The following is a 14,004-nucleotide window of genomic DNA, read 5'->3' on the forward strand; positions in this document are numbered from 1 at the left end:
CCGTACACTCGCGCCTGCGCTACGGGGGTGGCGACGTGAACGACCTGTGGAGCTATCTCCGCACCAACGGTGACGACGTCTTCACGGCACTCGTCCAGCACATCTGGCTCGCCCTGGCGCCTGTGACGATCGCGTTCGTCCTCGCGCTGCCGCTGGGTGCCCTGGTCCAGCGCTACGGCCCGGTGCGCCACATCGCGCTCACCGCCGGAAGCGTGATCTACACCGTCCCGTCGCTGGCCCTGCTCCTGCTGCTCCCGGGCATCCTCGGCACCAGCGTCCTCGACCCGCTCAACGTGATCATCGCGCTCACGCTCTACTCGCTCGCTCTGCTCGTCCGCACGACCGCCGACGGTCTCGACGCCGTCGACCCGACCGTCCTCCAAGCGGCCTCCGCGATGGGCTATCGGCCCGTACGCCGCTGGCTCACCGTCCAGCTGCCGCTGGCGATGCCGGTGATCCTGACCGGTCTCCGGGTCGCGACGGTGGCCAACGTGAGCATGGTCAGCGTCGCCGCCCTGATCGGCATCGGCGGTCTCGGCCAGCTCTTCACCCGAGGGTTCCAGCTCGGCTTCTACCTGCCGCCGATCGTCATCGGGCTGATCCTCTCGGTCGCGCTCGCGGTCGTCGCCGACGTCTTCATCGTCGCGGTCCAACGCCGGCTCACCCCTTGGGCGAGAGCGGGTGCGCGATGAGTCTCGACTATCTGCTCGACGCCGCGAACTGGTCGCTGAGCAACCCCGAAGGGTTCCCGCAGCGCATCCTCGAGCACCTCGGCTACACCACCCTCGCCCTGCTGATCGCGGCCGTGATCGCGTTCCCGATCGGCCTGCTGATCGGCCACACGGGGCGTGGTGCGCTGCTCGCCATCAACCTCGGCAACGCGGGTCGCGCGCTGCCGACCCTGGGCGTGCTCATGCTCGCGCTCGCGGCCGTCGGGATCGGTCTGGTCCCGGTCACGATCGCCCTGATCGTGCTCGCGATCCCGCCCATCCTCGCCACCACGTACGCCGGGGTCCGGTCCGTCGCCGACGAGACCGTCGACGCGGCGCGAGGTGTCGGCATGACCGAGCCCCAGATCGCCTGGCGCGTCGAGGTCCCGATCGCGCTTCCGATCATCATCGGCGGCCTGCGCAACGCCACCCTCCAGGTGATCTCGACCGCGACGATCGCCGCGTACGCCGGCCTCGGCGGCCTCGGCCGCTATCTCTTCGATGGGCTGGCGACGCTCGAGTACGACCAGGTGGTGGCCGGCGCGATCGTGATCGCCGCGCTCGCAGTCGCGATCGACCTCGCGCTCGCGGGGACGCAGCGGCTTCTTGTCTCACCAGGGGTCGGCGGCCGCGGAGCCGACAACCGGCCGACCACCGTCCGTCCCGAGCCCAAACCCGAACCCGCCGGCTGAACAACCCAGCAAACCGAGAGGTATCCCGATGTCCCGCCGTACCCGTACCACCGCGTCCCTGTTCGCGACGATCGCCGTGGCAGGCACCCTGACCGCCTGTGGCGGCGACCCGCTCGACTCCGAATCCGGCTCCGGCTCCGACTCGGACACCGGGACCATCGTCGTCGGCTCCGCCAACTTCCCCGAGAGCGAGCTGCTCATGGAGATGTACGCCCAGGCTCTCGAGGCCGAGGGCGTCGAGGTCGAGACCAAGCCCAACATCGGTTCGCGCGAGGTCTACATGGAGGCCTTCAAGAGCGGCGACATCGACCTGCTGCCCGAGTACAACGGCGGTCTGCTCTCCTACCTGACCGAGGGCGACATGCCGGAGGGCGTCTCCGCGCCTGAAGACGTCTACACCGCGCTCCAGGACGTTCTCCCGGAGGGCAGCCAGACGCTTCCGCAGTCGGCCGCCGAGGACAAGGACTCGCTGACGGTCACCAAGGAGACGGCCGAGAAGTACTCCCTGACCAGCATCGAGGACCTCGCTCCGATCGCCAAGGACCTCTCTCTCGGCGCCAGCCCGGAGTTCAAGAAGCGTGCCCAGGGCGTGCCCGGTCTCGAGAAGGCCTACGGCGTCACCTTCAAGGAGCTCACCCCGACCGACCCGGGCGGCCCGCTGACCATCGCGGCGCTGAAGAAGGGTGACGTCGACGTCGCCAACGTGTTCACCACCGACTCCGCGATCCCGACCAACGACTGGGTCGTCCTGGAAGACCCGAAGAACCTCTTCCTCGCCCAGAACGTGGTGCCGCTGATCCGTTCCGAGGTCCTCACCGACGACGCCGAGTCCGCCCTCAACTCGGTCTCCGAGGCGCTGACCACCGACAACCTCACCGACGCGCTCGCCGAGGTGCAGGTCGACAAGGCCGACCCCGCCACGGTCGCAAAGGAGTTCCTGGCCGACAACGGCATCGCGTGAGGCGCCTGCTCGCCTGACCCAGCTCTCCCCGGTAGCCGCCCGGCGTCATCCTGATGACGCCGGGCGGCCCTGTCTTCCTGTCTTCCTGTCTTCACATTTTCCGCCCTTCGCCCGTCCCGGCGCGCGGGTAGGGTTCCTGACATGACGAGCACCAGCAAAGATCTCACTGTCGACGTCGTGGTCATCGGGGCCGGACCGACCGGCGAGAACGTCGCCGACCGCGCGGTGCAGGGTGGTCTGACCGCGGCCATCGTCGAGCGTGAGCTGGTGGGCGGCGAGTGCTCCTACTGGGCGTGCATGCCGACGAAGGCGCTGCTCCGGGACGCGGCGGCGCTGCGTGCCGCCAAGGCGCTGCCGGCCGCGGGGAAAGCGGTCACGGGCGCCCTCGACGCCGATGCCGTCTTCGCCCGACGCGACCAGTTCACCTCGGGCTGGAAGGACTCCGGCCAGGTCGAGTGGCTGACCGGCGCCGGGGTCACGCTGGTCCGCGGACACGGCCGCATCACCGGCACCCGCACGGTCACCGTCACCGACTCGGACGGCACGGCCACGAACCTTCAGGCGCGTCAGGCCGTGGTGATCGCCACCGGCACCTCCGCCCTCATCCCGCCGGTCCCGGGCCTGGCCGACGCCTCCCCCTGGACGAACCGTGAGGCCGCCGCCGCCACGTCTGTCCCGGATCGCCTGGCGATCATCGGCGGCGGGGTGGTCGGTGCCGAGATGGCGACCGCCTTCAGCGCCCTCGGGTCGCAGGTGACCCTGATCTCGCGCAGCCGGCTCCTTGCGGGGGTCGAGGAGTTCGCGGGTGAGCACGTGACCGATGCCCTCCGGACGTACGGGGTCTCGGTGCACCTGGACCGCGACGCGAGCGTGGTCCGTCGCGACGACACCGGCGAGGTGCACCTGACGCTCTCCGACGGCACCGAGGTGACCGCGGACGAGGTCCTCGTCGCCACCGGCCGGGTGCCCAACACCAATGACCTCGGCCTCGAGCACGTCGGTCTCACGCCCGGCAAGTGGCTGGCAGTCGACGACGCACTCGCCGTGGTCGACGACAGTGGCCGGCTCGAGAACGGCTGGCTCTACGCCGCCGGCGACATCAACCACCGAGCGCTGCTGACCCACCACGGGAAGTACCAGGCCCGCGCCCTGGGCGACCTGATCGCGGCCCGGGCGCGCGGCGAGGAGCCCGACCTGAGCACGTGGGGCCGGCACGCCGCCACCGCCGACGAGCGCGCCGTCACCCAGGTGATCTTCACCGATCCCGAGGTCGTCGCCGTCGGCCACACCGCCGAGTCGGCCGAGGCCGCCGGCATCGAGGTCGGCGTCGTCGACTACGACCTCGGCTCGATCGCCGGCGCATCGCTCCACGCCGACGGCTACCGCGGCCAGGCACGGATGGTCATCGACGAGCAGCGCAAGGTCCTGGTCGGCTTCACCGCGGTCGGCCCCGACATCTCCGAGCTTCTGCACGCGGCCACGATCGCGATCGTCGGCGAGGTCCCGCTGGACCGTCTCTGGCACGCCGTCCCCGCCTTTCCGACGGTCAGCGAGATCTGGCTCCGCCTGCTGGAGACCGCTGGACGCGATCGTTAGAACAGCTGGCGCAGGTTGGCCTTGCTGAGGTCGATCAGCTCGTCACCTCGACCGGACATGACCGACCGGATGGCGTAGAGGGTGAAGCCCTTGAGCTGCTCGGCGGTGATGTTGGGCGGGATCGAGAGCTCCTGGCGCTCCGTGACGACATCGAGGAGGGCGGGGCCGTCGTGGCCGAGGACGTCGGCGACCGCCTCCGGAAGATCCGCGGAGCGTTCGACGCGGCGAGCGTAGATGCCCATTGCGTTGGCGACGTCGGCGAAGCTCGGGTTCACCAGGTCGGTGCCGTACGTGACGAAGCCGGCAGCCTTCATCTCGAGCTCGACGAAGTTCAGCGAGGAGTTGTTGAACACGACGAGCTTGACCGGGAGCCGGTTCTGAACGAGGGTGAGCAGCTCGCCGAGCAGCATGGTGAGCCCACCGTCGCCGGCGAGCGCGACGACCTGACGGTCCGGGTGGGCGATCTGGGCGCCGATCGCCTGCGGCAGCGCGTTGGCCATCGAGCCGTGGGCGAAGGAGCCGATCAGCCGGCGGCGACCGTTCATGGTCAGATAGCGCGCCGCCCACACCACCGGCGAACCGACGTCGGGGATGAAGACGGCATCGTCGGAGGCGGCCTGGTCGACCAACCGAGCGAGGTACTGCGGATGGATCGGCGCGTTCGACCGGGACGGGGTGGCCAGCTCGTCGAGCTTGGCCCGGGTGCGGCGGTAGTGGTCCAGGGAGTCGTCCAGGTGCTGCCTGTCTCCACTTCGGTCGAGCAGCGGCAGCAACGCCGCGGCCGTGTCCTTGACCGTTCCCACCATGCCGACGTCGATCGGGTGGCGACGACCGAGCTGCTCGCCGCGGATGTCGACCTGGATGGTCTTGGCGTGCTTCGGGAAGAACTGCCGGTAGGGGAGATCGGTGCCGAGCATCAGCAGCGTGTCGGCCCGCTCCATCGCGCGATAGCCGGAGGCGAAGCCCAGCAGGCCGGTCATCCCCACGTCGTAGGGGTTGTCGTACTCCAAGAACTCCTTTCCGCGCAGCGCGTGCACCACCGGGGCCCCGAGAGCCTCGGCCAGGGCCACCACCTCGTCGTGCGCACCGGCACAGCCCGCGCCGGCGAGGATGGTGACCCGCTCACCGGTGTTCAGCAGGTCGGCCGCCTGCCTGATCGCGTCCTCGTCGGGGATGACGCGGGAGCGCGTCGGGCGGATCGCCACGGCCCGGTCGACCTCCGACTCGGCCAGCGCGACGTCCCCGGGGATCACCAGCACCGCCACGCCCTGCTTCTCGACCGCCGCACGCATCGCGATCTCCAGAACATGCGGCATCTGGCTCGGCTGAGCGACGTACTCGGTGTAGACCGAGCACTCTCGGAACAGCTCCCGCGGGTGCGTCTCCTGGAAGTAGTTGGTGCCGATCTCGGCGGTCGGGATCTGGGCAGCGATGGCGAGCACCGGCACCCGTGAACGGTTCGCGTCGAAGAGCCCGTTGATCAGGTGGAGGTTGCCCGGTCCACAGCTCCCGGCCACCACCGCGAGCTCACCCGTAACGGCCGCGTCGGCGGCCGCCGCGAACGCAGCAGACTCCTCGTGGCGTACTTGGATCCAGCTCATGTCTCCGTTCTTGCGGAGCGCGTCGGTGAACCCGTTGAGGGAGTCCCCCGGGATCCCGTAGACGCGGCGGACGCCGCTGGCGGACAAGGTGGACACGATCTGTTCGGCGATGGTCGACATGCGGTCTCCTTCTCGGCGCGTACGTCATCCACCGTAGAACAGCGCCGATGCGGACCGGTGCTCTCACTTGCCGGTCCGGGTTCTCGGTGTTCGGCCCGACTCACCGACAGCACCCCACCGGCCAGCAGGGCGGAGCGACGCCGGCAGGAGAACGCAGAGTTACGAGACCAGGCGTCATGAGCCCAGGAGTACGCGTTCACCGCGCCGGGGCACCACGGCGACGACGCCGAGCTCGTCCTGGATCCGGTCCGCCAGAGCGCGGGATGACGTCGGCTCGCCGTGCACCACGTAGACGGTCTGTGGGAGCTCGGGCGCCGAGGCGACCCACTCGACCAGCTCGTCGGCGTCGGCATGCACGCTGAAGTCCGAGGTCGCCACCACCTCCGCGCGGACCGGGACGTACCGGCCGTGCATCTTCACCGCCCGGGCACCCTCCACCAGCTGCCGGCCGCGGGTGCCTTGAGCCTGATAGCCGGTGAGCACGATGCTGTTACGGGGGTCGGGAAGCTGGCGGAGCAGGTGGTGGACGACGCGGCCGCCGGTGGCCATCCCGGAGGCCGAGATGATGATGCACGGTCCCTTGGGTCGATTGAGTCGCTCGGAGCCGGCGGCATCCCGGACCCGGTGGACGTCCAACCGGTCGAGGTCGCGCAAAGGTGCCGCCCGCTCGAGGTCGAGCTCGTCGCTGTGCGAGCTCAGGGCTGTCCGGTAGACGTCGAGCGAGGCGAGGGCCATCGGGCTGTCGACGAAGATCGGAACCTCGGGGATCAGGCCGGTGCGGCGGAGTCTGAGCAGCTCGAGCAGCACCAGCTCGGTCCGGTCCACGGCGAACGCCGGAATCAGTACGACACCGCCACGGGCCACCGTGCGGCGTACGGTGTCGGCGAGGACCTCGGGATCCACCGGTGGGTGCCGTCGGTCGCCGTACGTGGATTCGAGCACCATCGCCGAGGCGGCCGGGGGCGGCGCGGGCGGTCGCAGGATCGGATGCCCCGGTCGACCCAGGTCGCCGCTGAACACCACCCGCTCACCTCCGACGTCGACGACTGCCACCGCGGAGCCCAGGATGTGGCCGGCACGCTGCAGGGTGACGACCATTCCTCCGAGCGGCCACGGTTCGCCGAAGGCCACCGGGTGCAGGCGCTGGAGCGTCCGCTCGACATCTGCCGCCGTGTAGAGCGGCAGGGCCGGGTCGTGCTTCGACCAGCCGCCCTCGTTGGCGACCCGAGCGTCCTCCTCCTGCAGATGCGCACTGTCTCGGAGAACGATGGCGGTGAGCGCGGCGGTGCCCGGCGTGCACACCGTCTCGCCGGCGAAGCCGTCGCTCACCAGCCGAGGCAGGTACCCCGTGTGGTCGAGGTGCGCATGGGTGAGGACGACGGCGTCCAGGTCTGCGGGCGTCACCGGGAACGGTGCCCAGTTGAGCCGTCGCAGCTCACGCAGGCCCTGGTAGAGGCCGGCGTCCACCAGCAGGCGATCACTGCCGTACGTCACCAGGAACCGGCTCCCGGTCACCGTGCCGGATGCGCCGAGGAACTCCAGTGCGGGATGCTTCGAACGCGATACGCCAGGGTCGCCGACGACCGGGATCTCGGAGTGTGCCATCGGGATTCCCTTCGCAGGTGATGGTGTCACCACCACGCTGCTGCATCCGTCCGGATGCTGGGAGGGTCCTACGGCCTTCGCCGAGTGACCCACGGCCCGATCACTCGACCCGCTGGCGCAGCGGCGGGCGGCGGGATCAGCCGTCCAGGGTGCCGAGCTGGCGCTGAACTACCCCTGTTGGCGGAGGTAGCGGCCGAAATGGGGGACGGTGAACGCGATCCGACCGCGTTCACCGGAGTAGATCAGGCCCTTCTTCATCAGCGCGTCGCGGGCGGGCGAGAGCGACTGCGGCTTCTTGTTGAGGAACGCCGCGACGTCGGCGGTGGCGACGGTGCCGATGTCGTCGGCACCGAGCTCGACGGCGGCATCGGCCATCGCCCGGAGGTAGTCCCGCTCGGCGGGGGTGGCGCGCTCGTAGCGTGAGCCGAAGAAGCCGACCGCCAGCTCGCGCTCGGCCTCGGGGGCGGCGACCTTCACGTCCTCCAACGTGATCGGCGAGCGTGGCGCCTGGTCCCACACGGTCTTGCCGTAGGCCTGGATGAAGTAGGGGTAACCGCCGGTGGCGGAGTACATCTCCTCCAGCGCGGCGGCCTCGAACTCGGCCTCCTCCTCGCCCGCGGGAGCGGCGAGGGCACGGTCGGCGGCTTCGCGCTCGAGGCGGTCGATGCGCTGGTAGGAGAAGAGCCGCTCCGAGTAGGACTTGCTCGCCGAGAGAACGGCCGGGAGATGTGGCAGTCCGGCGCCGACGACGATCACCGGGAGCCCCGACTGGCTGATCTCGTGACAGGCCGCGCACATCGCGGAGACGTCGTCAGGACCGAGATCCTGCATCTCGTCGATGAAGACCCCGACACCCTTGCCGACATCCGCGGCGAGCCCGCCGACGTCGGTGAGCAGCTCGACCAGGTCGATCTCTATGTCACCGGAGTCGGCACGCCCCCGGACCGCCGGAGCCTCGATGCCCGGTGACCACTGCTCGCGCAGCTTGGCGTTGGGGCCGGCCTCCCGCTGGGCGAACGAGCGGATCACGCCGAGCACGTGGTCGACGTCGTCGGCGCTCGGATGTCCCAGCTCGCGCACCGCCTGGTGCAATGCGCTCGAGAGCGGCCGGCGCAACGACTGGTCGGGGCGCGCCTCCATCTTCCCGGTGCCCCAGCCCTTGCGGACCGCCGCGGAACGAAGGGTGTTGAGCAGGACCGTCTTGCCGACGCCACGGAGCCCGGTGAGCACCAGCGAGCGCTCCGGACGACCCCTTGCCACCCGCTCCAGGACCACATCGAACTGCCCGAGCTGCTCGTTCCGACCGGCGAGCTCAGGGGGCCGCTGGCCCGCGCCTGGAGCGTACGGATTACGGATGGGGTCCATGATCAGACGATATCCAGATCTATAGGACGCGTCTTAGATTTCGCTAGCGAGCCACATCTTTCACGAGCGTAGGTCTCTATCCGGCTTTCTAAGACAAGCCCTAGAAAGCCGCAGACTCTCACATCGATCGCTAGTCTCGAACGTATGTTCGATACTAACCGGATTCTCTCCCGCTATGCAAGCCTGACGATCTAGACTCGCGGACATGCCGGAACTACCCGAGGTGGAAGCGCTCGCCGAGGACCTGCGCGGGCGCCTCGACGGGCGGGCGATCACGAAGGTGCATGTCCCGCAGTTCAGCGCCCTGAAGACGTACGACCCGCCGCTGACCGCAGTCGAGGGCACGCTGGTCGACAACGTGACCCGCCACGGCAAGTTCATCGACATCGAGGCCAGTGGCGTCCATCTGGTGCTGCACCTGGCCCGCGGCGGCTGGATCCGGTGGCGCAACGAGCTCCCGGCGACACCGCCTCGCCCGGGATCCAAGAGCGGTCTCGCGATCCGGATCGTGCTCGACAACGACACCGGGCTGGACATCACCGAGGGCGGCACCAAGAAGCGCCTGGCTCTCTACGTCGTCCACGACCCGCAGGACGTCCCGGGAGTCGCCTCGCTGGGCCCCGACCCGCTCGCCGACGAGTTCACCCTGGCCCGCTTCCGCGAGATCCTCGCCGGCCAGGGCCGCAAGCAGATCAAGGGCGTGCTGCGGATGCAGTCGATCATCGCGGGCATCGGCAACGCCTACTCCGACGAGATCCTGTGGGCGGCGAAGATGTCGCCGTTCAAGCCCGCCGAGATGACCGACGAGGAGTCGGAGAGCCTCTACAACGCGCTGCGGACGACGCTCCAGGAGGCGGTCGCGCGCGACACCGGCCTGGCGATGAGCGAGCTCAAGGGCGAGAAGAAGTCCAACCTCGCCGTGCACGGCAAGGCGGGCAAGAAGTGCCCGGTCTGCGCCGACACGGTCCTCGAGGTCAGTTTCGCCGATTCCAGCCTGCAGTACTGCCCCACCTGTCAGACCGGCGGGAAGCCGCTTGCCGATCGCCGGATGTCCCGGCTGCTCAAGTAGGCTCTACGGGTGAGCATCCCCACCGTCGAGATCACCGGAGTGCCCGATCCTCTGCCCGTGGCAGTCCTCGATGTCCGCGAGGACGACGAGTGGGCCGCGGGTCACATCGAGGGTGCTACCCACATCCCGCTCCAAGAGCTCCCGGCGCGCCTCGGTGACCTTCCCGAGGGCCAGACGCTGGTGGTCTGCAAGGTCGGCGGACGCAGCGCCCAGGCGGTCAACTACCTCGCCCAGCAGGGCTTCGAGGTCGTCAACCTCGCCGGCGGGATGCTCGACTGGGCCGCCGCCGGGCGGCCGATGGTCAGCGAGACCGGCTCCGAGGCGTACGTCCTCTAGGACTGCTGCGTCGAAGGACCGCCGAAGACCTCCGGTAGCGGCAGTCTGAGCGCCTTCTCCAGGCGGTCGAGGTAGTCGTTGCGATCCACCTCGATCACGCCGAGCGAGGCGAGATGGTCGGTGCGCCACTGCACGTCCAGGATCCGCTGGTCGGTCGACCCCGCCTCGCGCAGCGCGGAGACCAGCCCGACCAGAGCGACCTTGGACGCGTCGCGGACACGATGGAACATCGACTCCCCGGCGAAGAGCCCGCCGATGGCCACGCCGTAGAGCCCACCGACCAGGCGGTCGTCTTGCCAGGCCTCGACCGAGTGCGCCCAGCCCAGCCGGTGCAGGTCGCCGTACGCCCGACGGATCCGCTTGTCGATCCAGCCGTGCGGCCGGCGCGGATCGGCACACGAGGCCACCACCTCGTCGAAGCTGGTGTCGACCCTGATCTCGAATTCCCGCACCGACCGGCGCAGGGACCGCGAGACCACGAGCCCGTCCAGAGGCAGTACGCCGCGCCTGACCGGCGAGAACCACATCATCGGATCCCGTGGTGATTCCCCGGGCATCGGGAAGATCCCGTGACGGTAGGCCGCCAGCAGGGTCCCGGGCGCGGCATCCGCACCCACCCCCACCAGATCGTCCAGCTCCGCCCCTCCATGAGCGTCCGTCCCTGGGTCCCGAAGGTCCGCGAAAGCCCACGGCGACGGCTCCGGTTCGATCGGACCCCGAAGATTCGCCACGACGAAACGTTATCGCCCTGCACCGGTCTCAACCACCACACGCTTAAGATTTGCTCATGATCGGTCCCAAGGCAGTGCTCAGCAGTGCGGCTGGCCGGCTCGCACCCAAGGTCATCCAGTCCGCCCCCGGCGTGACCACCACCGTGGTCAGGCAGGCCCTGCACCACGCCATCGTCGGCGTCGGTCCACTCCCAGGCGCAGCCACGGCTGCTGAGAAGCACCTCGAGGACCACGACGGCGACGTCGAGCTCGCGGTGAAGCACATCATCGACAACCACGTACGCCTGGCCGGCGTGGGCGGCTTCGCGACCAACATCGGCGGTATCGTCACCACAGCCATCACCCTCCCCGCCAACATCACCGGGATGGCGATCATCCAGTGCCGGATGGTGGCCGCGATCGCGCATCTGCGTGGCTACGACCTGATCGACCCGCGGGTCCGCAACGCCATCCTGCTCACCCTCCTGAGCGAGGAGAAGGTCGCCAAGCAGATCCAGGAGAAGAAGATCCCCGCGCCGCCGATGGCGATCGCGACCGCGCCCAGCTACGACCGTACGGTCGATGCCATCGTTGCCGCGGAGGTGGCCCAGGAGCTGCTCAGCCGGGTCACCGGCAGGGGCATGATCTCCATGGCCGCCAAGCGGATCCCGCTGGTCGGCGGTGTCGTCGGCGCAGGGGCCGACGGGTGGATGACCTACCAGATCGGCCGCTACGCCTCGCGCGAGCTGCTGCCACGTCGCGCCGAAGACAGCTGAGCCTCACAGGAACTTCACAGGTTCGTACCACGTTCCTCTGAGCACAGGACGCCACACTGCTGGTGTCCGGCGCTTGGGAGGAGCAGCAGATGACGCTCGACACGAGTCTTGCCTCGATCAGCCCAGCCCGTGCTGCGGAGGTCGGTGAGCGGCCCCAACTGCTCCTCCTGGGCGGAGTGCCCGGCGCGGGCAAGAGCACCCTGATCCGCCAGGTGGCTGATCGGAATCCCGACGTGCGCACGCTCGATCCGGAGACCTCGGCCCGCTGGCTCGAGGCCCGGCTGCCGCAGGTGCCCTACGGTCTCTACCGACCGCTCGTGCACCTGTGGCACGCGGCCGTGACCCTGGCCCTCGTCCTGCTCGGCCCGACCCTCGATCGCCGCACGCTCCTCGTCCACGACCCCGCCACCCGGCCCGGCCGCCGCGAGCTGCTCGGCCGGATCGCCCGTGCCCGCGGCTGGCGTACGTCGCTGGTCATGATCGACGTTCCCCGCGCTGTGGCGATCGACGGTCAGCATGAACGCGGGCGAATTGTGAGCTCGCCGTCGTTCGAGCGCCACTGGCACCGCTGGACCGACGATCAGCCACGACTGTTGAGCGCGACGACCTTCGGAGGCACCGACGGCTCCTGGGATCGGGTCCACGTCATCGACCGCGCCCGAGCCAACAGACGGATCGAAGCGCTCCTTGGACGATCCCGGCAACGCAGTGAGAAGTTTGTGGGTCCGATGGAAGATTCAGAGGCTGTGGGACAACCTCGCGCGCGGTGGCCGATGCCGCGGTCGATCTCGGCTCCGACGACATCTGCACCGTCATGGGAGATGGAGAGAGTGCGAGGATGACCAGCGGCGCTGGTGTGATGAACCCAACGGCGCTGATCGTGGTGGACATGCAGACCGCGTTTGTTGTGGGCGAGTCGGCCTTGCCGATGATGTCGACCATGTTGCCTGCCGTCGAGGCGCAGTTGGCGGCAGCGCGAGAAGCTGGCGCGCTGGTGGTGTTCCTTCAGAACGACGGCCCTGCAGGCGCCTCAGATGAACCGAGCACCGATGGTTGGCGGCTGGCTCTGGATCCTGAAGCAGGCGACGTGGTCGTCCGGAAGTCGCAGGACAGCGGCTTCGCGGGGACTGATCTGGACGATGTGCTCCAGCGCCACCGGGTCCAAGTGGTTTCCTTGTGCGGCTTGATGTCGGAGATGTGTGTCGCTGCGACGGCTCGGGATGCGATCGCGCGGGGTTATGTGGTTGTGCTCGCTCACGACAGTCATGGCACCTACGACGTTCCCCCATTTGTCGATGGCGAGGCCGGGGTTCCCGCGGAGCAAGCCGCCAGGGTGGTGGAGTGGTCGCTCGGAGACACGATTGTCATCGCACCGAGTGCCGCGCGAGTGCGCTTCGCCGCTGCCGACGGCGAGCCACTCACACATACCCCCTGACAAGCCACGGTCCGATCGACCCGATCGACCGCACTACCGTGCGTCACCGCGACCTATCTGCGTCTGGTGAAGCGGATGTCGCCGTTGGGCAGGCGTTCATGGATGTACGCCGGGTCGTGGGCCCGGTGGTGGTGATGACTGCAGAGCAGCGCGGCGTTGTCGAGGTCGGTGGTCCCGCCCAGTGCCCAGGCGAGCCAGTGGTGGGCTTCGGCCCAGGTGCCGGGGATGTCGCAGCCTTCGGCCTCGCAGGTCGCTGACCTGAGGAGGAGCGCTCGGCGCTGTGCTGCGGTGAAGAAGCGTTGGATGCGGCCGAGGTCGAGGATCTCGGAGGCGCCACCGAGGACGGCCGGGATGATGCCCGCGGTGCACGCAAGCCGGCGGGCCTCGGCCGCAGTGATCGGGGAGCCGCCGAGGATCTGGCCGATGCCGGCGTCTTTGCGGAGCTGGTCGAGGTCGATGGTCACGATCACCGTGGTCGCGTCGCCGCCGTGGATGGGGAGCCGGGTCGGGTCGAGGGTCTCGAGCATCTGGCAGAACGCTCGCCCGAGCCGTCGGTCGTAGGGCAGGTAGTCGCCGGTGTCGGTGCGGGTGCCGTCGTCGCGTCGGGGTGAGGCGAAGGCCTCGAGGTTGGTCGCGAGGCGGTCGGCGGCGGCGTCCGGGATTACGGCGGAGATGCGGGTGGTGCCATCACCAACGCGCCGCATCGTGAGCCGTGTCTTCTTGCGGGCGTGGGCTTCCTCTGCCGCGAGCCGTTTGGCTTCCTCGGCCTCGGCGATCTCGGGGGCGATGATGTCGAGGATCCTGCGCCCCAGGCGGCGTAGTCGGGTGGGGTCGAACTGGGTCGCATAGGCGACCAGAGCCTCCTCGGCGTTGGTCTTGATATCAGGGTCGAGGTCAGCGGGAAGGTCGTCGAGAGCGGCGACGATCACCTGTGCCTGGACAAGGTTGCAGTCCCCGGCACGCATCGCCGCAGCAACCCGGCCATAGGTCCGGTCCAAAGCGTGCGCGAGCCGGAGGTCGTCGCGCAG

14 protein-coding genes are annotated in these 14,004 nt (G+C 69.2%); 9 read left to right on the forward strand and 5 right to left on the reverse strand.

The features are described from left to right. The first annotated feature begins 35 nt into the window (after window positions 1-35). The 4 genes from H5T77_RS14620 to H5T77_RS14635 all read left to right on the forward strand — a co-directional run bounded on the left by H5T77_RS14620 (window position 36) and on the right by H5T77_RS14635 (window position 3,959). Entirely contained in the window at window positions 36-692 is a 657-nt protein-coding gene (locus H5T77_RS14620; protein ID WP_292650412.1) for an ABC transporter permease, read from the forward strand. Next, a complete protein-coding gene (locus tag H5T77_RS14625; RefSeq protein ID WP_292650414.1) occupies window positions 689-1,402 on the forward strand; it encodes an ABC transporter permease in 714 nt (237 codons plus the stop codon). Before H5T77_RS14620 ends, H5T77_RS14625 begins: the two co-directional genes overlap by 4 nt. Window positions 1,403-1,430: 28 nt before the next feature. Further along, window positions 1,431-2,363 (forward strand): ABC transporter substrate-binding protein, encoded by a 933-nt coding sequence (locus tag H5T77_RS14630; RefSeq protein ID WP_292650416.1) that lies wholly within the window; start codon window positions 1,431-1,433, stop codon window positions 2,361-2,363. 141 nt (window positions 2,364-2,504) lie between these two features. Then, complete coding sequence (locus H5T77_RS14635) at window positions 2,505-3,959, forward strand: dihydrolipoyl dehydrogenase family protein (protein ID WP_292650418.1); 1,455 nt, start codon at window positions 2,505-2,507, stop codon at window positions 3,957-3,959. Here the strand turns inward: H5T77_RS14635 and poxB are convergent. The 3 genes from poxB to H5T77_RS14650 all read right to left on the reverse strand — a co-directional run bounded on the left by poxB (window position 3,956) and on the right by H5T77_RS14650 (window position 8,650). Then, window positions 3,956-5,680 carry a ubiquinone-dependent pyruvate dehydrogenase gene (poxB, locus tag H5T77_RS14640; protein ID WP_292650420.1) on the reverse strand — a complete coding sequence of 575 codons (1,725 nt, stop codon included), beginning with the start codon at window positions 5,678-5,680 and terminating at the stop codon, window positions 3,956-3,958. The genes H5T77_RS14635 and poxB overlap by 4 nt on opposite strands. A gap of 174 nt (window positions 5,681-5,854) precedes the next feature. Then, window positions 5,855-7,285, reverse strand: a complete 1,431-nt coding sequence (locus H5T77_RS14645) for an MBL fold metallo-hydrolase RNA specificity domain-containing protein (protein WP_292650422.1) — start codon at window positions 7,283-7,285, stop codon at window positions 5,855-5,857. Between the two features lie 168 nt (window positions 7,286-7,453). Continuing rightward, window positions 7,454-8,650, reverse strand: coding sequence for an ATP-binding protein (locus H5T77_RS14650; RefSeq protein WP_292650424.1), 1,197 nt, complete (start codon window positions 8,648-8,650; stop codon window positions 7,454-7,456). Window positions 8,651-8,855: 205 nt separating this feature from the next. On the opposite strand from H5T77_RS14650, the gene H5T77_RS14655 reads away from it, so the two are divergent. Beyond that, window positions 8,856-9,719: an Fpg/Nei family DNA glycosylase gene (locus H5T77_RS14655; RefSeq protein WP_292650426.1), complete on the forward strand. Its 864-nt coding sequence runs from the start codon at window positions 8,856-8,858 to the stop codon at window positions 9,717-9,719. A 9-nt stretch (window positions 9,720-9,728) separates the two neighbouring features. Further along, entirely contained in the window at window positions 9,729-10,055 is a 327-nt protein-coding gene (locus H5T77_RS14660; RefSeq protein ID WP_292650428.1) for a rhodanese-like domain-containing protein, read from the forward strand. Here the strand turns inward: H5T77_RS14660 and aat are convergent. After that, the gene (gene aat / locus H5T77_RS14665; RefSeq protein ID WP_292650430.1) at window positions 10,052-10,786 is read right to left on the reverse strand and encodes a leucyl/phenylalanyl-tRNA--protein transferase; all 735 of its coding nucleotides are present in this window, start codon (window positions 10,784-10,786) and stop codon (window positions 10,052-10,054) included. The two genes, H5T77_RS14660 and aat, sit on opposite strands and share 4 nt — an antisense overlap. Window positions 10,787-10,842: 56 nt before the next feature. Between aat and H5T77_RS14670 the strand changes: the two genes are divergently transcribed. The 3 genes from H5T77_RS14670 (at window position 10,843) to H5T77_RS14680 (ending at window position 12,976) form a co-directional block, all read left to right on the forward strand. Continuing rightward, the gene (locus H5T77_RS14670; RefSeq protein ID WP_292650432.1) at window positions 10,843-11,541 is read left to right on the forward strand and encodes an EcsC family protein; all 699 of its coding nucleotides are present in this window, start codon (window positions 10,843-10,845) and stop codon (window positions 11,539-11,541) included. Between the two features lie 89 nt (window positions 11,542-11,630). Continuing rightward, on the forward strand, window positions 11,631-12,383 hold the full coding sequence (locus tag H5T77_RS14675; protein WP_292650434.1) for an AAA family ATPase: 753 nt from the start codon (window positions 11,631-11,633) through the stop codon (window positions 12,381-12,383). Next, window positions 12,380-12,976: an isochorismatase family protein gene (locus H5T77_RS14680; protein ID WP_292650436.1), complete on the forward strand. Its 597-nt coding sequence runs from the start codon at window positions 12,380-12,382 to the stop codon at window positions 12,974-12,976. The genes H5T77_RS14675 and H5T77_RS14680 overlap by 4 nt, the downstream gene beginning before the upstream one ends. 53 nt (window positions 12,977-13,029) lie before the next feature. On the opposite strand, the gene H5T77_RS14685 is transcribed toward H5T77_RS14680, so the two are convergent. Further along, window positions 13,030-14,004: HNH endonuclease signature motif containing protein (locus H5T77_RS14685; protein ID WP_292650438.1), on the reverse strand; the 975-nt coding region annotated here is incomplete at its 5' end.

It is taken from the genome of Nocardioides sp., assembly GCF_014360585.1.
Classification (GTDB): domain Bacteria; phylum Actinomycetota; class Actinomycetes; order Propionibacteriales; family Nocardioidaceae; genus Nocardioides.

Bases quoted from the DNA above. Each gene is read 5' to 3' on its own strand.
- H5T77_RS14625 (WP_292650414.1), top strand. From the start codon at position 689: ATGAGTCTCGACTATCTGCTCGACGCCGCGAACTGGTCGCTGAGCAAC.
- H5T77_RS14670 (WP_292650432.1), top strand. From the start codon at position 10,843: ATGATCGGTCCCAAGGCAGTGCTCAGCAGTGCGGCTGGCCGGCTCGCA.
- H5T77_RS14675 (WP_292650434.1), top strand. From the start codon at position 11,631: ATGACGCTCGACACGAGTCTTGCCTCGATCAGCCCAGCCCGTGCTGCG.
- H5T77_RS14630 (WP_292650416.1), top strand. From the start codon at position 1,431: ATGTCCCGCCGTACCCGTACCACCGCGTCCCTGTTCGCGACGATCGCC.
- H5T77_RS14680 (WP_292650436.1), top strand. From the start codon at position 12,380: ATGACCAGCGGCGCTGGTGTGATGAACCCAACGGCGCTGATCGTGGTG.
- H5T77_RS14650 (WP_292650424.1), bottom strand. From the start codon at position 8,650: ATGGACCCCATCCGTAATCCGTACGCTCCAGGCGCGGGCCAGCGGCCC.
- poxB (WP_292650420.1), bottom strand. From the start codon at position 5,680: ATGTCGACCATCGCCGAACAGATCGTGTCCACCTTGTCCGCCAGCGGC.
- H5T77_RS14655 (WP_292650426.1), top strand. From the start codon at position 8,856: ATGCCGGAACTACCCGAGGTGGAAGCGCTCGCCGAGGACCTGCGCGGG.
- H5T77_RS14645 (WP_292650422.1), bottom strand. From the start codon at position 7,285: ATGGCACACTCCGAGATCCCGGTCGTCGGCGACCCTGGCGTATCGCGT.
- H5T77_RS14635 (WP_292650418.1), top strand. From the start codon at position 2,505: ATGACGAGCACCAGCAAAGATCTCACTGTCGACGTCGTGGTCATCGGG.